The 20,690-nt window shown below is 51.3% G+C and carries 19 protein-coding genes; 10 read left to right on the plus strand and 9 right to left on the minus strand.

Annotation, left to right across the window (positions count from 1 at the left end):
• The first annotated feature begins 76 nt into the window (after positions 1-76).
• Entirely contained in the window at positions 77-1,270 is a 1,194-nt protein-coding gene (gene rlmI, locus I2123_RS16245; protein WP_213051020.1) for a 23S rRNA (cytosine(1962)-C(5))-methyltransferase RlmI, read from the plus strand.
• A 123-nt stretch (positions 1,271-1,393) separates the two neighbouring features.
• Entirely contained in the window at positions 1,394-1,711 is a 318-nt protein-coding gene (gene hspQ, locus I2123_RS16250; protein WP_112166271.1) for a heat shock protein HspQ, read from the plus strand.
• Positions 1,712-1,806: 95 nt separating this feature from the next.
• On the opposite strand, the gene I2123_RS16255 is transcribed toward hspQ, so the two are convergent.
• Complete coding sequence (locus tag I2123_RS16255; RefSeq protein WP_112166273.1) at positions 1,807-2,220, minus strand: CoA-binding protein; 414 nt, start codon at positions 2,218-2,220, stop codon at positions 1,807-1,809.
• Positions 2,221-2,412: 192 nt separating this feature from the next.
• On the opposite strand from I2123_RS16255, the gene I2123_RS16260 reads away from it, so the two are divergent.
• The gene (locus I2123_RS16260; protein ID WP_112166275.1) at positions 2,413-3,072 is read left to right on the plus strand and encodes a YccT family protein; all 660 of its coding nucleotides are present in this window, start codon (positions 2,413-2,415) and stop codon (positions 3,070-3,072) included.
• Positions 3,073-3,190: 118 nt separating this feature from the next.
• On the plus strand, positions 3,191-3,652 hold the full coding sequence (gene mgsA, locus I2123_RS16265; RefSeq protein WP_112166278.1) for a methylglyoxal synthase: 462 nt from the start codon (positions 3,191-3,193) through the stop codon (positions 3,650-3,652).
• 34 nt (positions 3,653-3,686) lie between these two features.
• Here the strand turns inward: mgsA and helD are convergent, their stop codons facing one another.
• The gene (helD, locus tag I2123_RS16270; RefSeq protein WP_213051021.1) at positions 3,687-5,741 is read right to left on the minus strand and encodes a DNA helicase IV; all 2,055 of its coding nucleotides are present in this window, start codon (positions 5,739-5,741) and stop codon (positions 3,687-3,689) included.
• Between the two features lie 207 nt (positions 5,742-5,948).
• On the opposite strand from helD, the gene I2123_RS16275 reads away from it, so the two are divergent.
• Positions 5,949-6,410, plus strand: a complete 462-nt coding sequence (locus I2123_RS16275; RefSeq protein ID WP_112166282.1) for a YccF domain-containing protein — start codon at positions 5,949-5,951, stop codon at positions 6,408-6,410.
• 52 nt (positions 6,411-6,462) lie between these two features.
• Positions 6,463-8,604, plus strand: a complete 2,142-nt coding sequence (yccS, locus tag I2123_RS16280; RefSeq protein WP_112166284.1) for a YccS family putative transporter — start codon at positions 6,463-6,465, stop codon at positions 8,602-8,604.
• Between the two features lie 19 nt (positions 8,605-8,623).
• Here yccS and I2123_RS16285 read toward each other — a convergent pair whose 3' ends face one another.
• On the minus strand, positions 8,624-9,277 hold the full coding sequence (locus tag I2123_RS16285) for a TfoX/Sxy family DNA transformation protein (RefSeq protein WP_213051022.1): 654 nt from the start codon (positions 9,275-9,277) through the stop codon (positions 8,624-8,626).
• Between the two features lie 219 nt (positions 9,278-9,496).
• Here I2123_RS16285 and sulA point away from each other — a divergent pair, with 219 nt between their 5' ends.
• Together sulA and ompA are read left to right on the plus strand one after the other, a co-directional pair.
• Positions 9,497-10,003, plus strand: coding sequence for an SOS-induced cell division inhibitor SulA (gene sulA / locus I2123_RS16290; protein ID WP_213051023.1), 507 nt, complete (start codon positions 9,497-9,499; stop codon positions 10,001-10,003).
• 356 nt (positions 10,004-10,359) lie between these two features.
• Positions 10,360-11,436 (plus strand): porin OmpA, encoded by a 1,077-nt coding sequence (gene ompA / locus I2123_RS16295; protein ID WP_213051024.1) that lies wholly within the window; start codon positions 10,360-10,362, stop codon positions 11,434-11,436.
• A 137-nt stretch (positions 11,437-11,573) separates the two neighbouring features.
• On the opposite strand, the gene matP is transcribed toward ompA, so the two are convergent.
• Positions 11,574-12,032 carry a macrodomain Ter protein MatP gene (gene matP / locus I2123_RS16300; RefSeq protein ID WP_112166292.1) on the minus strand — a complete coding sequence of 153 codons (459 nt, stop codon included), beginning with the start codon at positions 12,030-12,032 and terminating at the stop codon, positions 11,574-11,576.
• Positions 12,033-12,242: 210 nt separating this feature from the next.
• Here matP and I2123_RS16305 point away from each other — a divergent pair, with 210 nt between their 5' ends.
• The gene (locus I2123_RS16305; protein ID WP_213051025.1) at positions 12,243-14,009 is read left to right on the plus strand and encodes an AAA family ATPase; all 1,767 of its coding nucleotides are present in this window, start codon (positions 12,243-12,245) and stop codon (positions 14,007-14,009) included.
• 68 nt (positions 14,010-14,077) lie between these two features.
• Entirely contained in the window at positions 14,078-14,596 is a 519-nt protein-coding gene (gene fabA, locus I2123_RS16310) for a bifunctional 3-hydroxydecanoyl-ACP dehydratase/trans-2-decenoyl-ACP isomerase (RefSeq protein ID WP_056769330.1), read from the plus strand.
• Positions 14,597-14,785: 189 nt separating this feature from the next.
• Here the strand turns inward: fabA and rmf are convergent, their stop codons facing one another.
• From rmf to I2123_RS16335, 5 genes are all read right to left on the minus strand, one after another.
• Positions 14,786-14,953, minus strand: coding sequence for a ribosome modulation factor (gene rmf / locus I2123_RS16315; RefSeq protein WP_112166295.1), 168 nt, complete (start codon positions 14,951-14,953; stop codon positions 14,786-14,788).
• 275 nt (positions 14,954-15,228) lie between these two features.
• Positions 15,229-15,798, minus strand: a complete 570-nt coding sequence (pqiC, locus tag I2123_RS16320) for a membrane integrity-associated transporter subunit PqiC (protein ID WP_213051026.1) — start codon at positions 15,796-15,798, stop codon at positions 15,229-15,231.
• Positions 15,798-17,450, minus strand: coding sequence for an intermembrane transport protein PqiB (gene pqiB, locus I2123_RS16325; protein WP_112166299.1), 1,653 nt, complete (start codon positions 17,448-17,450; stop codon positions 15,798-15,800). Before pqiB ends, pqiC begins: the two co-directional genes overlap by 1 nt.
• Complete coding sequence (pqiA, locus tag I2123_RS16330) at positions 17,437-18,705, minus strand: membrane integrity-associated transporter subunit PqiA (protein WP_414060266.1); 1,269 nt, start codon at positions 18,703-18,705, stop codon at positions 17,437-17,439. Before pqiA ends, pqiB begins: the two co-directional genes overlap by 14 nt.
• A 78-nt stretch (positions 18,706-18,783) precedes the next feature.
• A complete protein-coding gene (locus I2123_RS16335) occupies positions 18,784-20,688 on the minus strand; it encodes an ABC transporter ATP-binding protein (RefSeq protein WP_112166304.1) in 1,905 nt (634 codons plus the stop codon).
• Between the last annotated feature and the right edge of the window lie 2 nt (positions 20,689-20,690).

The following is a 20,690-nucleotide window of genomic DNA, read 5'->3' on the forward strand; positions in this document are numbered from 1 at the left end:
TGGTTCGTTGCAATTTCACCTGCATGACCGGACAATGTCGCTCTTTTTTGTCTCCGAACCGACAGAACCTAATTCTATGACTGCACGTTTAATTCTGGCCAAAGGCCGCGAAAAATCCCTTCTGCGCCGCCATCCGTGGGTGTTTTCCGGCGCTGTTCAGCGCGTCGATGGCAAAGCCAATTCCGGCGACACTATTGATATTGTAGACAGTCAGGGCAAATGGCTCGCGCGCGGTGCCTATTCGCCATCATCTCAAATTCGTGCCCGCGTCTGGACCTTCAGCCAGGACGAAGAGATCGACATCGACTTCTTTATCCGCCGTTTACAGCAGGCGCAGAACTGGCGTAATTATATCGCCAAACGCGACGGTCTGGATGGTTACCGCCTGATTGCCGGTGAATCTGACGGTCTGCCGGGTATCACCATCGACCGCTTCCAGAATTTTCTGGTCCTTCAGTTGCTGTCTGCCGGTGCGGAATATCAGCGCGCGCCGCTGATTGCCGCCCTGCAACACTGCTACCCGGAATGCGCGATTTGGGATCGCTCCGACGTGGCCGTGCGTAAGAAAGAAGGTCTGGAAATGGTGCAGGGACATGTGCTGGGCGATGAGCCTCCTGCCCTGCTGCCGATTCAGGAACACGGCATGAGCCTGCTGGTGGATATTAAAGAAGGCCATAAAACCGGTTTTTACCTCGACCAGCGCGACAGCCGTCTAGCCGCACGCAACTATGCCGCGGGCCGTGACGTGTTGAACTGCTTCTCATATACCGGCGCATTTGCCGTTTCGGCGCTGATGGGCGGTTGTACTAAAGTCACCAACGTCGATACCTCTCAGGCGGCGCTGGATGTGGCGCGTCAGAACGTCGAGTTGAATAAGCTGGATCTGTCCAAAGCAGAATTTGTGCGCGAAGACGTTTTCCAGTTGCTGCGTAAATATCGCACCGAAGGCAGACAGTTCGACATGATTGTCATGGATCCGCCGAAGTTCGTGGAGAACAAGAACCAGCTGGCGAGTGCCTGTCGTGGTTACAAAGATATCAATATGCTGGCGCTGCAACTGATGCGCCCCGGCGGCATCCTGCTGAGCTTCTCCTGTTCCGGTCTGCTGCCTACAGATCTTTTCCAGAAGATTTTGGCCGACGCCGCACTGGACGCCCACCGCGAAATTCAGTTCGTCGAACAGTTCCGTCAGGCCGCCGACCATCCGGTCACCGGCGCTTATCCGGAAGGCTTGTATCTGAAAGGTTTCGCCTGTCTGGTGACAAACTGATTGATCACGGTGTGCTGTTTTGGCAGCACACCGGCGAATGTTTAGCGGATTAAGTGGTCGAAACTTGAAACAGCGCGTTTTATCTCCATATAGAAGATAAGACACTAATTTCAGGAGATGACTATGATTGCCAGTAAATTTGGTATCGGCCAGCAGGTCCGCCACAGAATGTTGGGCTATTTAGGCGTGGTAATCGATGTCGACGCGGAGTATTCGCTGGAAAAGCCTGATGTCGCTGAACTCGCGACCGACGACTCTCTGCGAGCCGCACCCTGGTATCACGTGGTGATGGAAGATGATGAGGGCCAGCCGGTGCATACCTATCTGGCTGAAATTCAGATTGATCACGAGGCAGCACGGGCGCACCCGGAGCAAACGTCTCTGGATGATCTGGCCGCATCGGTTCGCAGCCAGCTTCAGGCGCCACGCCTGCGTAACTGATCATCAGCAAAGCACATTAAAAACCGGCCATTGCAGCCGGTTTTTTTATTTCGATTTTTGCCGTAAACGCCGGTAAAAAGATTGTTCGATAGAAACTATTGTTCGATACCCAGGCGTGGGATTTCGATTTTCGGGCAGCGATCCATCACCACTCTCAGCCCGGCCTCTTTCGCCAGCACTGCGGCCTGTTCGTTGATCACGCCAATTTGCAGCCACAGGACTTTAGCTTTAATTGCAATCGCTTCCTGCGCTACGCCGTAAGCGGCGTCGGCATTGCGGAACACATCGACCATATCCACCGGATGCGGGATTTCCGCCAGCGAAGCGACGACTTTTTGCCCAAACAGCTCCTGCCCGGCAAGTTTAGGGCTGACCGGGGTGACCTCATAGCCCTGAGAAAGTAAGTAAGCCATGACGCCGTAACTCGGACGCCCCGGATTGTCACTGGCACCGACCAGTGCGATGGTTTTCACATTCTGCAGAATGTCGCGGATCTCATTGTCTTGCACGGGATTATCTCCTTTGACCTGTCTGAGCTAAGTGTAACTCAGCATCCGGATTCCGACAGTGCGGCGCTCATAAAAGGATAGCCAGACCTCAATCTGAAACGTGTGAATTTAAAACATTTTGTAAAACTTTGACACACTATCAGCGTTGCTGAATAATAGACGATGAAGAACGTTGTGTTTGAGGAGAGAAGAATGAAAGTCTGTCATGCGCTGGTCGCATTAGCGAGTCTCAGCCTGATGGCGTCAGCTTCGGCGACCTCCCTCAAACTTTCGCCAGACGTGGATGTCCTGGTGATCGACGGCAAACTGATGTCTGGTGCTATTCTCAAAGGTGCTGAAAGCCTCGAACTCGATGGCGGTCAGCATCAGATCCTGTTCCAGGTCAGCAAAAGTGTCCATTCTGCCGCACCGCAAACGCCCCTGCTTTACCATTCTCCGGCGTTTATCGTCACCTTTAACGCGCAAGGCCACCGCTCTGTTTCCTTCGTTCTGCCTTCATTAGACAGCGAAAAAGAAACCGTTCAGTTCACCCACGTGATGAATTATCAGCTGGTCAATGAACAGGGACGTCAGATTAAAACTCAGCGAGATGTGCTGAATATGTTTAATCCCGAACAGGTCGCTGACGCTGAAAAACTCATGATGACTTACAACCTGTCCGGTGCACGCGCAGCCGTGCCGTCGTTTGCCAAAAATAACGCTGAAAGAAAAACGGTAATGGCTCGCAAAATGCCTTCACAGATTGAGATAACTTATCTGCATCCGCTGTGGACGCGTCTCGCCGCCAATGCCGGCATCGAACAGTTTTTGCTCTGGTTTAAACTGCCGGTGAAACAAGAACAAGCGTCGTAACTTAATCTGCATCACGCATTCTCTTTCTTAACGCCAAATTATTGCCCCCGCCCTATGCAGTAAAACCCAGTTTCAGTATTCTGTGATCCACTCTTACTTTCGCGTTGAAGGGAATTAGATGGACTTCACAACCCGCACGATCGCCAAAAAAAAACATATTGCTCTTGTCGCGCACGATCATTGCAAAAATACTCTGATGAAATGGGTGGATAAAAACGTCGCTGAACTTTCTAAGCATGTCCTTTATGCCACCGGCACGACGGGGAATCTGGTTCAGCGCAACACCGGGATTAATGTCAAAAGTATGCTAAGTGGCCCGATGGGCGGCGATCAACAGGTCGGTGCGCTGATTGCGGAAGGGAAAATTGATATGCTGATTTTTCTGTGGGACCCGCTCAATGCTGTTCCGCACGATCCGGATGTCAAGGCGCTGCTGCGTCTGGCAACGGTGTGGAATATCCCCGTCGCCACTAACCTGTCTACCGCTGACTTTCTGATCCAGTCACCGCTATTCCAGTCAGAGGTTGAAATTACCATCCCTGATTATCAGCGCTATTTGTGGGCACGCTTAAAAGAATAATTTCTCGAAGGGCCCGGCAATCCGGGCCTTTACGTTATGGTTTTCGCTGCACCGGTACGCCGATATCTTCCAGTTGCCCGATAAACACCGACGGGCGCGCTTTATCCTGCATCAGCCAGACCTGATGCTTTGCACGGGTCATCGCCACGTACAGCAAGCGCCGCTCTTCCGCATCCATGAAATTCTCCGGCTCCGGCAGTAACGCCTGTTCCAGCACCGATTCACGCGCCGGTGCGGGGAATCCGTCATTGCCTTCATGCAGCCCGACAATAATCACGTATTCCGCCTCCTGACCTTTACTGGCGTGAATGGTCATAAATTCCAGGTTCAGTTTCGGCCAGCGCGTGGCCGCTTTCTCCAGAATTTGCGGGCGCAGATGATGATAGCGCGCCAGCACCATAATTCGCTCTTCTGCCGTGACATAACCGCTGAGCTTATCGAGCAGTTTTTCCATCTGATCCTCAGGAAGGATCACAACGTTTTTCTTGTTGCCCTTCGTCAGGCTGTTAAGTGGTTTTTTCAGCTGATACGGATTCTGCTGGACGAATTTATTGGCGATGTCACCAATGCGATCGTTAAAGCGATATGTGGTATCGAGCGCGCATTGCGCGCCTTCACCAAAGTTTTCTGCAAACGCCGTTGTCAGTGAAAGCTCAGCGCCACTAAAACGGTAAATCGCCTGCCAGTCATCGCCGACGGCAAACAGACTGGTGTGTTTGTTGAGTTTTCGCAGCGCAGAAAGTAGCTGCGCGCGCTGTGGCGAAATATCCTGAAATTCATCCACCAAAATGTGTTTCCACGGACTGACGAAACGGCCTTTCTCCAGAATATTAACGGCCTGATGGATAAGCCCGGAAAAATCGACGGCGCCCTCTTCTTTGAGAGCAGTTTTCCACGCTTTCAGGAACGGGGCCATCAGGCGGATACGTTTCTGGAAAAGCTCTTTCACTTCTTCCGGCGCGGCCTCAATCATCTCCGCCTGACTGCCGCCGTGCATGCGCATCAGGCTTAGCCAGCGTTCAAGACGGCTGCCCAGACGTTCGGCCAGCGCTTTATTCTTCCAGTAATCGCCTTCCGGCACCGTCCATTCCAGCTCTTCAGTCATCCACTGACGCCAGCCGCTGGCCTGCACTTTTTTCTCGGCACACTGTTGTTGCCAGGTTTTGATGAGCAGGCTGCGGCGCGCTTTGGCATCGGTTTCCAGTTTGCTTACCTTCGGCGCTTTCTTGCTACCTTCCTGAATAATCTGTAAGGCCAGCGCATGGAACGTCTTGGCTTTGATGCCGTCGGTGTGCAGACGATCTTTAATGCGGGTGTTCATTTCATCAGCGGCCTGACGGCCAAACGCCAGCAGCAGAATTTGCTCCGGGTGTGCTTCCTGACGGCGCAGCAACCAGCCAGCGCGCGCCACCAGCACCGATGTTTTGCCGCTGCCCGCGCCAGCCAGTACCAGAACCGCATCTTCGCCATTGACGACTGCGCGGCACTGACTGTCGTTGAGCCCGGAAGCTTCAACGGTGTCGAAGAAGTCACGATTCTCAGCAATCACCCGTTCAGTCCAGGCCAGATTGCGCCGTTCTACGCTGCGCTTACCCTGTTCGAGCCAGCGCAGGCAGGTCTGATAATCATCGCGGCAGTTATCAAAATCATTCAAACGCTCAACCGGTACCGGTATGGCGTTAAAAGCCCCAGCGATGTCTTTTTGCACATCAGCAAGATCGACACGTTTGAACCATTTATCCTGCTGCTCAATGTGTTCTATTTTTTGAACCTGCCCGTGCAATACCCCGGCACTGACGTCGCTCATTTCAACGCTCCAGCTCTGCCAGACCTTGAGCAAATGCTGATAAAAACGCTGCGTTTCCTGCCATTCCGTGCCGTGCAGGCGCACGACTTTTTCATCCGGCAGTTCGAATTCCAGCTCACCCCAGACAATGCCGCGTTTGCAGCGGATCTGGATCAACTGATTGAAAGGGATCAGGTAGTGATGTTTGTCGCCGCTGACTTCAACGCCCGCGTTCAGCATGCGTACCCGGTTGTAAGGGTGCTGTGCCAGATGTTTCCCGAAAGAAGTCGATTTCAATTCCATATCATCACACCGTGTTTTCTTTTTATTCCTGACGGAAAAATAGTATGCGTTATTTTACATCTTCAGAGTGGTAAAGCGTATTTAGGAGTTCCCCTTTGAACAGCAGAGGCGATCCGCTCCACAAAACAAGGTAGAATAAAGCAGGTGTTTCCATTTAGTGAACATGAAATCTTTTAACATTTTTAATAACTTCGGGAAGATCCCAACATGCGCACTGTACTCAATATTCTTAACTTTGTTTTAGGTGGTTTTTTCACCACGCTCGCCTGGCTGTTCGCCACGCTGGTCAGTATTGTGCTGATTTTTACCCTGCCGCTGACCCGCTCCTGCTGGGAAATCACCCGCCTGTCACTGCTGCCGTTTGGTAATGAAGCCGTCCATGTCGATGATTTATATCCTGAGAGACGTAATGCCGTGCTCTCCGGCGGTGGCACCCTGCTGAATATCTTCTGGTTGATTTTCTTTGGCTGGTGGTTATGTATTTCTCACATCGTTGCGGGTATCACCCAATGTATCAGCATTATCGGGATTCCTGTTGGCATCGCGAATTTTAAAATCGCCGCGATCGCTCTCTGGCCTGTCGGCCGCCGCGTGGTCTCTGTCGAGCTGGCCAAACAGATGCGTGAGGCCAATGCCGCCCGCCTTCGTGAAAATGGCCGTATTCGCTGAATAAAACTGCTTTTTAATGACCGTGACTTTTTTTGTTTAACGTGGGGTTTTCGTGCTCTCTATTGCACCAGGTTTAAGGCGTTACGCCTATAACAGCAATGTTCTTTATCACATCAGGATTTTCATTGCTCTGGCGGGTGCCGCAGCGGTGCCATGGTGGTTAGGTCAGACTACGCTGACCATACCCCTGACGCTGGGCGTGGTTGCCGCAGCGCTTGCCGACCTCGACGACCGGCTGGCTGGCCGTCTGCGCAATTTGCTGATTACGCTGGTGTGTTTTTTTATTGCATCGGCTTCAATAGAGCTGCTCTTCCCCCATCCGTGGCTGTTTGCGCCCGGCCTGATGCTCTCAACCTGCGGATTCATCTTGCTGGGCGCACTCGGGCAGCGCTACGCCACTATCGCGTTTGGCGCGTTACTGATTGCGATTTACACCATGCTTGGCACCAGTATGTACCATATCTGGTATCAGCAACCGCTGCTCCTGCTGGCAGGTGCCATCTGGTATAACTTGCTGACTCTTGCCGGGCATTTGATCTACCCTATCCGCCCCCTTCAGGATCAGATTTCACGCTGTTTCACTCAGCTGGCCGCCTATCTGGAAGCCAAGGCGACCTTGTTCGACCCCGATCAGGAAGATAATAATCAGCAGCTGGTGGAACTCGCGATGGCCAACGGGCAGCTGGTTGCCACGCTAAACCAGACCAAAAATACGCTGCAAACCCGCCTGAAAGGTGACCGTGGGCAGAAAGGCACGCGCCGCACGCTGCATTACTATTTTGTGGTGCAGGATATTCACGAGCGCGCCAGTTCTTCCCATGTGAAATACCTGAAACTCAGTGAACAGTTCCACCACAGCGACATCCTGTTTCGCTTCCAACGCCTGATGAGTATGCAAGCGCGCGCCTGTTCTCAACTTTCACAGTGCATTCTTTATCGTCAGCCCTACTCGCACAACAGCCAGTTCGAGCGTGCCTTTGCGCGGCTCGAAGAAGCGCTAAAACGCCTGGAAGCGCAGGGGGATCATCGAGAAATGTTACAGGCACTGCGTCATCTTTTACGCAACCTGCATGCGATCGATGCGCAGCTGGCAAACATTGAGTCAGAGCAGTCAGAACCTGAGAATCATTCCGGCAAGAGTCCTTTTGCCGAAGATCGGTTAACCGGACTGGATGATATCTGGCTGCGCATTTCGCGGCATTTTACGCCGCAGTCGGTGCTGTTTCGCCACGCCATTCGCATGTCCGTTGTACTCTTTGTCGGATATGTGTTTATTCAGGTAAGCGGAATGAATCACGGATACTGGATTTTGCTGACCAGCCTGTTTGTTTGTCAGCCCAACTATAGCGCGACGCGTCGTCGTTTAGCGCTGAGGATTATCGGCACACTGGCCGGTATCGCGATCGGTATTCCGATCCTGTATTTCGTCCCTTCCGTTGACGGTCAGATGATCCTGATTGTCATCAGTGGACTGTTATTCTTCGCATTTCGTACCGTGCAATATGCGCAGGCCACCATGTTTATCACCCTATTGGTGTTGTTGTGTTTCAATTTGCTGGGCGAGGGTTTCGAAGTGGCCATACCGCGTATTATCGATACGGTGATTGGCTGTGGGATTGCGTGGGCGGCAGTGACCTATATCTGGCCTGACTGGAAATTCCGTCAGATTGACAAGGTGGTCAGCAAAACCTTTGAAGCTAACTGCCGCTATCTGGATGCTATTTTGGTGCAATATCATCAGGGCAAAGATAACAGCCTGGATTACCGTCTGGCACGTCGCGATGCGCACAACTGCGATGCCGAGTTGGCTTCCGTGGTCTCCAACATGAGTTCGGAGAAAAATAACGATCCTGCTACGCTCGAAGCCGCGTTCAGACTGTTATGCCTCAATCACACCATGCTTAGCTACATTTCAGCACTCGGTGCGCACCGGGAAAAACTTGAAGATACGGAAACACTTCGCCTGCTCGATGATGCGGCATGTTGTGTGGATGGTGCTCTCAATCATATGCCGACAGAAACAGACCGGATTCAGCGTGCGCTTAATCATCTGACTGCGCGGATCCAATTACGAACGACAGAATCCGACAGTAAAGAACAGCTCGTACTGCAGCAGATTGGTTTGCTGGTGGCTCATTTACCTGAGCTCACCAGCCTGAACAACAAAATTCTGCCCGGACAAAGTCATCTCTGATAAGCATGCCCCGTGCGAGTCAACTAGCTGCGACGTTATGTGTATTTTGTCGTTGCTGCTCCAGCTGCTCTTGCTGATGGTTGTACCACTGAGTTAACAACTCACGGGATGCCATTGGCAGAGCCGCTTCATGAAAGCCCAGAATTGCGCCTTCAAGGGCCATCAATATGTTGATACTCAGATCCTTTTTGACTGCGCAGAGCTTTTCATACGTCACGCACGCCCCTTGCAGGCGAAGATCATCTGAGTTTTCGATACCCACTTCCCACAGCATTCTTTCTAATGCCAGCGTCAGATTGGGTAAGTCTTTGAGCCGCCCGGCCTCGTTGTTTTTTCGTCTGTCGATATCACGCTGCATTCCTCGCAGAGAAAGCATTGCCATCCGACGCAATGCTCTGGGCTTCTCCCACTGGGCTTTACTCACCTTAAAATAACGGAGCAGGACGGCCATCCCGCGTTTACGATAAATCAGCCTTTCCATGCCCTGCTCACAAAAATACTCTTCGGTTTCATGGCTCGCACGCAGATACAGTTCACCGTCTGAGACCAGGGCAAACATCACGCGATTGGCCGATAAACTGTACCCTCCAAACTGGGAGCGGGCGCGAATATTACCTAATGAAGCGAAGAGTTCCATACACTGAAGAATACGTTTTTTTGACTGAGTTATCATTGCGTTATCCTTTTCATATTAATTCCATACACCCCATTTATGGGTTAGCTAAACAGCTAAAATCAAAATACGCAATGCGACGCATCCCGCCAAATACAAAATGCATTTGCAGCCTGTTACCTTCGAAATTTGCGAGATATCTTGGAAAAAATTGGGTTGATCTTTGTTCATTGCCAGAGTACTGTACATTCATACAGTAACTCACTGGGGTACATCACTATGCGAACTCAACAACATGCAAATCATCATTTTAGTCAGCTTGCTTTGCCGGTAAGTCATCCACAGGTAAATACGTCTGCATCCCTGAATAATGGTCTGATCACTGAGTTCGTCTATAGTGCGAGCCAACCTGCTTTTGCCCAGTTATTGCTGCCCCTGCTTCAACATCTCGGCACACAGTCCCGCTGGTTGTTATGGCTTACGCCACAACAAAAACTGAGTCGTGTTTGGTTGTCTCAATCGGGCTTACCTGTCGATAAAATGGTTCAGGTGAATCAAATTACGGCAATGTCGACAGTAGATGCGATGGAAAAAGCGCTGCAAACAGGAAATTACAGCGTGGTGTTGGGATGGCTACCCGAATTGAACGATGTGGAGAGAGAAAGACTGCAAATTGCAGCACGTCAGGGAGGGGCTTACGGGTTCATTATGAAGCCAACAAATGAGCAAAGTTCAGCCAATGGACATCACTCAACAGTAAAAATTCACTCTTCTGTATATCATTAGTTCAAATTAGGAATGTTCTGATGAAAATAATACGGAACTTAGTGATTTGTGCTGGAACAAGCGCCAAAGCCAGTAAAAACGGGCATTCCTGACGCAGATATCCTCCAAGTTTTGTCAACAAAAGGTCAAACACGTTAAGAAATGTGTACATTTTTCCCTTTTTTTCCACGGTGTTAACACTTCAAGCTTGTAAGTTTCGCGCCACGTTGTAGACTTTACAACGCCAAGGTTGCTCTATAATGCCAACGTAAAGTGGCAAGTTCCTAATTGACGCAATAACCTTGGCGTAAGGATTTTAACCAAGGGCTTACAGCTTAAAGCTCAATTGCCTATTTGGATGATAACGAGGCGCAAAAATGAAAAAGACAGCTATCGCATTAGCAGTGGCACTGGCAGGTTTCGCTACCGTAGCGCAAGCCGCCCCTAAAGATAACACCTGGTATACCGGTGGTAAATTGGGCTGGTCCCAATACCATGACACTGGTTTCGCAAATGCTTACGAAGGTATCGGCAACGGCCCTACCCACGAAAGCCAACTGGGTGCAGGTGCGTTCTTGGGTTACCAAGCGAACCAATACCTGGGCTTTGAAATGGGATATGACTGGCTTGGTCGCATGCCTTCTAAAGGCAGCGTAAACAACGGCGCGTTCAAAGCACAAGGCGTTCAGCTGGCTGCTAAACTGAGCTACCCACTGACTGACGATCTGGACATCTACACCCGTCTGGGTGGTATGGTTTGGCGTGCAGACTCTAAAGGTAACTTCAACAATGGCGCAGCTGGCCGCATCAGCGACCACGACACCGGTGTTTCTCCACTGGCAGCCGTTGGTCTTGAATACGCAGTTACCAAAAACTGGGCTACCCGTCTGGATTACCAGTGGGTTAACAACATTGGTGACGCAGCTACTGTTGGCGCACGTCCTGATAACGGCATGCTGGCTGTGGGTGTTTCTTACCGTTTCGGTCAAGATGAAGCCGCTGCTCCAGTTGTTGCTCCAGCACCAGCTCCAGCTCCAGTTGTAGAGACTAAGAAATTCACTCTGAAATCTGACGTTCTCTTCAACTTCAACAAAGCGACTCTGAAACCAGAAGGCCAACAGGCTCTGGATCAGCTGTACAGCCAGTTGAGCTCAATCGATCCTAAAGACGGTTCTGTTATCGTTCTGGGTTACACCGACCGTATCGGTTCAGAACAATACAACCAGAAACTGTCTGAGCAACGTGCTCAGAGCGTAGTAGATTACCTGGTATCTAAAGGTATCCCTGCTAACAAGATCTCTGCACAAGGCCAGGGTAAATCTAACCCAGTTACTGGTTCTACCTGTGACTCCGTTAAAGGCCGTGCTGCTCTGATCGACTGCCTGGCACCAGACCGTCGTGTAGAAATCGAAGTTAAAGGCTACAAAGATACTGTTACTCAGCCACAGGCTTAATAACACTCTTTAGCTTTTACTACAGATATCAAAAACCCCGCCAAGGCGGGGTTTTTTTATGTCTTATTTTTATGACTGAAGGTGGATTTTGGTTCAGCAACGTCAGTATTATTCATGACACACTAATGATGAGCAGATTAGCTGTCTTGTTTGCCCAGAATCTGCTGCAAATCTTCTTTCAGTGAAGACATCTGATTAGCGTATTTCTCTTTACGTTCAGCGTCTTCGAGCAGTTGAATAATTGTATCGGATAACGTCGCACCACGTCGTTGCGCAAGCCCAGCCAAACGCTGCCAGACCAGAAACTCAAGATCGATGGACTTCTTACGGGTGTGCTGATGTTCGGCGTTGAAATGACGTTTGCGGCGCGCACGAATAGTTTGTTTGAGACGATTTTCCAGTGCCGGATTCATATTGTTAGCAATCCAGTCCATGACCTTCACCGGCTCACTTTCCAGACTGAGAAGTTGATTCACCGATTCCTGGGCAGCGCTGTTCTCTAAATGGCGGGTGATCCGCTCACCTTCCCGGTGTTTTTTGACCAGGTACTTCCATTTCCAACCACTTTCCAGATTTTCCAGTTGCTGATATTTCATCGTGAACTCTTATGTGACCACGTAACTTTACTAAGCATAACAGCTTTATTTCATTTTTCACTGCAAATAAACCCGCATATTTTGTTTGTTTTTTGCGCACCCGTTCAGCAATGTGCAGTAACTCGAATTCGGTCGTGACTCTCATTGTATGCAGCAGTGTTTATTCTTGTATAATCGCACTTTCCCTTTTTATAGAAAACAGCTAACACATTGACCAATAACCGACTTGACTGGCAGCTTTTACTGCCCGACTCCGCGCCTTACGAGGCAATCTTTGCAACGGCTGCCCAGTTAGCCCCTGTCGATTTCGCTGGAACTCAGCCTCGGCTGGAAAATGGTTTAACGCTGTTTTGTCATCCCCGCTCGCGCCCCCGCTTTATGATCCTTAAAGCGCAAGAAAATCGCGAGTATCTTTCCCGTATCTCCAATGTGGTCAGCGATCTGGTGCCTGAGCCAGATGACATCGTCGGGAACCGCTATCATATTGAAGGTAACAAGGTGACATTGCTGGCGGCTAAATCGGCAGAAGATGCCTTTGCAGCCAAGTTTACCTGCCAGTACCGCGAATGGATTGAACCTGAACAGCTGTTTGGTTGCGTCCGTGTGTATAAAGACCAGATCCAGCTTGAACCAGGTCTGGTGCATAACATCAACGGTGGCGTGCTGGTATTGTCGATTCGCAGCCTGCTCGCTCAGCCACTGATGTGGTTACGTCTGAAGCAGATGATTACTGAAGGGCAATATCATTGGGTATCACCTGATGAAACACGCCCTTTGCCCGCGACCATTCCGCCGATGCCGTTGGATATCCGCGTGATTCTGGTCGGTGATCGCCTGTCTCTGGGAGATCTCAGCGATATGGAACCGGAGCTGATGGATTCTTCCATCTACGGTGAATTCGAAGCTGACCTGCCACTGACCGAACTGAGCGACATGGAAACCTGGTGTGGATATGTCAATACGCTGGCGGATGAGCTGGAAGTCCCACGACTTGCTGCGGATGCGTGGCCAGAGTTTCTGAAAATAGCAATCCGACAGAGTACCGATCAGGGCAGCCTGACATTAGACCCGGTATGGCTGAATATGCAACTTAGCGAAGCGGCTCTCTACAATGAAGACGAGCTTCTGAGCGCTAAGGCGTTAGAAGCGGCGTCCAATGCCCGCGCATGGCGTGAGAGCTATTTGCAGGAACGCATGCAGGATGAAATTGAGCTGGGGCAGATCCGCATTGAAACCGAAGGTGAAGTCGTCGGTCAGATCAACGGCCTCTCCGTTCTGGAATATCCAGGGCACCCGAGGGCGTTAGGTGAACCTTCACGCATTAGTTGTGTCGTACACACCGGCGACGGCGAATTTACTGATGTCGAACGTAAAGCGGAACTGGGCGGTAATCTTCATGCCAAGGGTATGATGATCATGCAGGCCTTTTTGATATCCGAGTTAGAGCTCGACCAGCCACTGCCCTTCTCCGCCTCGATTGTGTTTGAGCAGTCTTACGGAGAAGTGGATGGCGACAGCGCCTCCCTTGCTGAACTTTGCGCATTGATCAGTGCGCTCTCGATGCAGCCTATTAACCAGCAAATTGCGGTGACTGGCTCTGTCGATCAGTTTGGGAACGTGCAACCTATTGGTGGCGTTAATGAGAAAATCGAAGGTTTCTTCGAAGTTTGTCAACGTCGCGGTTTGACCGGTAAGCAAGGGGTCATTCTGCCAACCAGCAACGTGCGTAACTTGTGTCTGCATCCGCAGGTTCTTGACGCCGTTCGCGAAGGCCAGTTTCATTTATGGGCAGTAGACAACGCAGCCGAAGCGCTGCCAATCCTGACCGGACTGATTTACTCAAACGAAGGGGAAGGTGAAGAAGAGCGCCCGAGTTTGTTGGGGTTGATTCAGCAGCGCATTGCGCTGGCAACATCGCAAGGTGGCCCGCGTTATCCCTGGCCTCTTCGTTGGTTGAACTGGTTTAATCACAGCTGATCGGAGTTGTTCAGCTTACAGCTGTAAGCTAATCTTCGCCCTTCATTAAAATAAGGCTTACATAGAACATGGTAGATAAACGCGATTCCTATACGAAAGAAGACCTCATAGCTTCCGGCCGCAGTGAACTCTTCGGCGCTGGCGGTCCTCCGTTACCGTCAGGCAACATGCTGATGATGGATCGCATCGTCAAGATGCAAGAAGATGGTGGCACCCATGGCAAAGGCTATGTAGAAGCTGAGCTGGATATCAATCCGGACCTGTGGTTCTTCGGCTGCCACTTCATCGGTGACCCGGTGATGCCTGGTTGTTTGGGTCTGGACGCCATGTGGCAGTTAGTGGGCTTCTACCTGGGCTGGCTCGGTGGCGAAGGCAAAGGCCGCGCACTCGGTGTCGGCGAGGTGAAATTCACCGGTCAGGTTCTGCCAACGGCTAAAGTGGTGACTTATCGCCTGAATTTCAAACGCGTCATCAACCGTAAACTGATCATGGGCGTCGCCGATGGTGAAGTACTGGTTGACGGTGTGGTGATCTACACCGCAACCGATCTGAAAGTCGGTCTGTTCAAGGACGCTGCTGCGTTCTAAACGTTTAATACCGCGTTTGACAGAACGGCGAGCCTGTAAGGTTCGCCGTTTTTTTATGCCTGATGATTTTGTTTTTATTATTTTTATTGAGAACACTTTGACGGGAATCGTGACTGCGTCAACCGGGCCCTGCAAACGAAAACCTCCGCGCGCAGCGGAGGTCGTTCCTTATTCTGACAGAGCTGTCGCTTAAGCGTTTACAGCCCTGACCTCCATGGCTTGTCGCCAACCCCCGAGCCAATGTGATCGGGCATCTAATGATTGGTAGGGGCAAATCTCTTTTGAGCGCCCGCCGATACCTGCTTGGTAACCACGTGATTGTGCCCGTTCCAGGCGATCGCGTTTTTGTCTCTTCATGCCTTATATCCCTCATTTATTCAGGTCTAGGTGGAAAGAAAACAGTGGTACGCTTCTGCGTCCACCTCTAACAAATAGCCGTTATCGCAAACGAGGTCAATGCTCAAAATTCACGCCAATGTCATAAATTTGAGATATTTTATCGGATTGCGCGCAAATAAATCGCGTCTCAGGATTCACATCTGGCTGATCACAAATAAAAAATCCCGGCGTCTGAAATTCAGAAACCGGGATTTTTATTATTTAGCTTAAATAAAATTAAGCTTAAAAGTTTTTTATCTGACCTGTGCGGCTATCTGGCTTGCTTCTTGCTGCCATCCGGTCGCCAGGGTTCTGACCAGAGCGTCATACCCGTCTTCACCCTGTTTCAGATTCAGTGCAAAATCACGCTGAACGGTCTGCCCCTGTCGAGTCAGCGTCCAGCTACCACTTACCACGACGATGCCATCATATCGGCCGTGGAAACCGGTGACGTTCACATTCAGCACATCCTGATCGTCAGAACTGGCTGGCTGACCTGAAACCAGATAGCCGGGCAAATCCCGGCGCAGATAAGTCACCAGTGATTGCTGAAGCTGCTGATCCAGCGGGCTGGCCCACAGGTTATTTTGCGTTAGCGTGTATTGCACATCATTGGTCTGATACACCAGCCCCGACCCTGCCAGATAATCAGCCACGCTCACGTGCTCAACCCACAGCTTACGCTGCTCCACCATGCCGGATGACAACACGCTGCCCGCTGCCGGTGCGCTGCTCAGCACAGGCAACTGATAGTAGGTTTTCTGGTCACTGCTGCTACAGGCAGTCAGGAATAATGCTAAGACGACGGGTATCCATTTTTTCATTATTTGGCCTTCTTCGGCTGAGGATCATCTTGCCCTGGGGCGGCGAAAATCAGAGCGTTACTTTTCTGGTTCAGCGTTTTAAGCACCGGCTGAAGCTCGCGCAAGGTCTTATCAAGACTTTGCATATCGCCCACCAGATTGCCGTACGCAGGTGAACCCGGCTGGAAGCCTTTCAGGCTGCGGTTAAGCTGGATCAGCGTCTGCTGCATATCCTGAGGTAGCGCCTTAATCTCTTTGCTGCTGACAATCGCATTCAGAGACTCGATGGTTTTCTGCGTGGATTTCATCGTTCTCTGACTTTCGGCCAGCGTACTGGTGGCTTCACGCAGCATAGGTTCGATCGGCAGATTGTTGATTTTATCCAGCGTGGTCATCAGTTTTTGCTGGATCTGCGCGAATCCACCACTCACGGTCGGCAGCAGTTTATGTCCGGCAACTTCCAGCGGCCCTTTCCACGGTTTTTCATTCGGATAGAAATCCAGATCGACATACATCGAACCTGTCAGCAAGTTGGCTGATTTCATCGAGGCACGCAGTCCCTGCGAGATACCATCACGAATATGATCGGCAATGTTGAAATCGCTGCCGAGCAACTGTGCAAAACGATCCGGTTCAATGCGGATCAGAACAGGAATACGATAGTCGTTCGCGATTTGCTGTTTCAGCGCATTGATCGGGAAAGGTACTTCTGAAACCGTACCGAGCCTGATGCCACGGAATTCGACCGGTGCACCCGGTTGCAGGCCGCGAATAGAATCAGAGAAGAACATCACGTAATCCATGTGGCGGGTATACAGCGATTCCTGAATACTTTTCTGATCGTCAAACAGCTGGTAGTTATCGCCGTTTTTCGCTTCCTGGCCCTGCGTCCAGCCATTAGGAATATCAAAGCTGACGCCACCGCTAAACAACGTGGTCAGCGAACCCATTTCTACACGCATACCGGCGGCTGACATGTCAAAGTTCACGCCGCTGTCTTTCCAGAAGCGAACATTGTCAGATACCAGCGTGTCGTACGGCGCGCGGATGAACAGCTGATATTTGATATTACGGGCTTTCGGATCAAAGTGGCTGGTTTCAACCGTACCTACCTGGAAACCACGGAACAGCACAGGGTCACCGGGGCTAAGCTGACCAGAGCGTTCACTCTCGAGAACCACGCGGATACCTTTAGCATCCGGCGAGGCCAGCGGCGGAGAGTCATCAAGTTTATATTCTGATTTTTCGCCGCCTTTATTGCCCGGTTGTAGCTGGATATACGCCCCGGACAACAATGTGCCCAGACCGGAAATACCTTCGCGGCCGATTTGCGGTTTCACCACCCAGAACACCGAATCATCACGCAGCATTTTTTCCATACCGGTGTTCAGACGCGCCTTGATGATCACCTGCTGCAGGTTCTCGCTCAGCGTCACGGACTCTACTTTACCAACATCGACGTTTCGGCTTTTGATGGTGGTTTTCCCGCCCTCAATCCCTTCCGCCGTCGTGGTGATCAGAGTGACTTCCGGTCCCTGATGGCTGTAGTGGTAAAACAGGATCCATGCCCCGATCAGCGCAGTGACAATCGGGACAATCCACACTGGTGACCAGCGTTTAATCTTTTCTACTTTGGCAGTTCCGTCATGCTCTGCCATATTATTTCCTGCCATCTTGTGGCTCCTTTGTAGACTTCATTCCGGCACGATCCCAAATGAGCCTTGGGTCAAACGTCATTGCAGCGAACATAGTGAGGATGACGACGCCAGCAAACAGCAGCGCGCCGATGTCCGGATAAATACTCATGAGCTGCCCCATTCTTACCAGCGCAGAAAGTACCGCAATTACAAACACGTCGATCATCGACCAGCGGCCAACAAATTCAACCAGTTCATAAATCACATGCAACCTTTCACGGTCGATTTCTTTATTGCTGTTTGCGTCCCAGCATAGCCACGCAATAGCAATCATTTTTAAAGTCGGCACCATGATACTGGCGATAAAAATCACCATGGCAACCGGGTACGAACCGTCACTCCACAGCAGTACGACACCTGCCATGATCGTCGAAGGCATCGGGGTTCCCAATACCTGCGTGATCATAATTGGCAGCAAATTCGCCGGGAGATATAACAAAATTGAAGTGACCAGCAGCGCCATCGTCCATTGCAGGCTGTTCTTACGCCGTGCGTGTCCTTTACTTTTACAACGCCCGCACTCGCTCTGATCGACCGGCAAAATCGCCATGCAGCAGTGACAGGAGCGAAGTCCCTGACGCAGACCGCTTTCACCCACGCGAACCGCTTGCTCCACCGCCGGCGCTGGCTCGATGTGCTGCCATAGCCAGAAACGATCGGTGCACTGGAAGGCGCGCAGTTGCAGTAAACAAAACAGGACATAAGGGATGAAACTGGTACCGACTCCCACGTCACCGTAGGCCATCAGTTTCACGAAGCTGACCAGAACGCCGGCGAGAAAAATCTCCACCATGCACCAGCTTTTCAGCCTGAACAGGGTGCGGGCGATACTGACTTTCCAGTGGACGGGAATATTCATCCCCTGATAAAGGATGATGATCGACATCATGCAGATTGCCGGAAGCAGCTGCACCACGATCATAAACAGTGATGCCATACTGGCGTAATCTTCTGACACCAATACCTGCGGGATCTGCACCAGCGTGACTTCGCTGCTCAGTCCGGCAACATTCATGTTAACAAAGGGGAAAAGGTTGGCCAGCACCAGCATAAATAAGGCGCTGATTGCGTAACCGACAGGACGTCTGCGTGGTTCATTCCAGCGGGTTGTCAGCGTTGTATGACAACGGGGACACACGGCTTTTTGCCCGATATGCAGACCAGGTATTGCCACCAGCATGTCGCATTGGGGGCATAAAATGTGCGGGCCATGGGCATCAGAACACACAATCGACTCCTCAATAGCGGAAAGGCCAAAGATATCGGCAACCGGTTATCCATTAGACCGGTTACCGATAAGCGTACAGTGTTAGCCGTTTTTCTGCGCTTCCAGCGCTTCCCAACGTTCGAACGCCTGCTCTAATTCCTGCTCTGCCGCAGCGAAAGCGGCAAGCACTTGCTGAGTTTCTTCATGAGGAAGTGTGAAGAAGTTCGCATCGCTCATCTGCTGTTGCAGTGCTTCAATTTTCTCTTCCAGTGTGCTGATTTGCAGAGGCAATTGTTCCAGCTCACGTTGTTGATTATAGCTGAGCTTGTTCGCCGTGCGTTTGGCCGGTTCTGCTTTAGGTTGTGCAGACGGCTTACTTTCGGTCGGCGCAACCTGACGGATTGGCTTCTGGTTACGGCGCTGCTGCTGCGCATCAAAATAGCCGCCCACATAGCTATTGATCACACCGTTGCCTTCGTAAATCCAGCATTCTGTCGCCGAGTTATCGACGAACTCACGGTCATGGCTCACCAGCATCACGGTGCCCTGATAGCTGTCGATCATCTCTTCCAGCAGCTCCAGCGTTTCCACATCCAGGTCATTGGTCGGTTCATCGAGAATCAACAGGTTGCTTGGACGCAGGAACAATTTAGCCAGCAGCAGGCGGTTACGTTCGCCGCCTGACAGCGCTTTCACCGGCGTCATTGCGCGTTTCGGGTGGAACAGGAAGTCCTGCAGGTAACCCAGCACATGGCGGGAACGACCATTGACCATGACTTCCTGTTTACCTTCGGCAAGGTTATCCATCACGGTACGTTCAGGATCAAGTTCGGCACGATGCTGATCGAAGTAAGCCACTTCCAGCTTGGTACCGCAGTGAACGCGGCCGCTGTCGGCCTGAATCTGACTTAACATCAGTTTGAGCAACGTGGTTTTACCACAGCCGTTCGGACCTACCAGCGCAATTTTATCACCGCGCATGACTTGTGCAGAGAAGTGGCTTACCAGCTGCTTACCGGCAATCGCGTAGCTGACATCTTCCATTTCGAAGACAATCTTGCCGGACGTTGAGGCTTCAACAACCTGCATTTTGGCGGTGCCCATCACTTCACGACGGTCTGAACGCTCTTTACGCAACGCTTTCAGAGCACGAACGCGGCCTTCATTACGGGTACGACGCGCTTTAATGCCCTGACGGATCCAGACTTCTTCCTGCGCCAGTTTCTTGTCGAATTCAGCATTTTGCAGTTCTTCAACACGCAACGCTTCTTCTTTTGCCAGCAGGTAAGCTTCGTAGTTGCCGGGATAGGACACCAGTTTGCCGCGATCGAGATCGACAATCCGGGTCGCCATATTGCGGATGAAAGAACGGTCATGGGAAATGAAGATGATGCTGCCCTGAAACTCTTTCAGGAAGTCTTCCAGCCACGCGATACTCTCGATGTCCAGGTGGTTGGTCGGTTCGTCGAGCAACAAGATTTGCGGCGCGCTGACCAGTGCACGGCCCAGCGCAGCTTTACGCAGCCAGCCGCCGGACAGAGATTTCAATTCGGTATCCGCATCCAGCCCCAGTTTCAACAGCACTTCGTTGATCCGGCTGTCGAGCTGCCAAAGGCCCTGATGATCGAGGATCTCCATCACCTGCGCCAGTTTGTTCATGTTCTTTTCGCTCGGGTCAGTTTCGACCAGATGCGAAATGGCGTGATAGGCCTTCAGATGCTCAGCCTGCTCAAATACGCCTTCAGAGACGAAATCAAACACGGTACCGGCAACGTTACGTGGCGGATCCTGTTGCAGACGCGCCACAATCAGATCCTGTTCGTACACGATGCGCCCGTCATCAAGCGGCACTTCGCGGTTCAGAATTTTCATCAGCGTCGATTTACCGGCGCCGTTACGGCCAACAAGGCAAACGCGCTCGTTTGGCTCAATGTGCAATTCGGTGTTATCCAACAGCGGCGAGTCACTGAATGACAGCCAGGCACCTGACATACTAATTAACGACATAA

Origin of the sequence: Rahnella inusitata, assembly GCF_018288855.1 — a bacterium.
In the GTDB taxonomy this organism is placed as follows: Bacteria; Pseudomonadota; Gammaproteobacteria; order Enterobacterales; family Enterobacteriaceae; genus Rahnella; species Rahnella inusitata.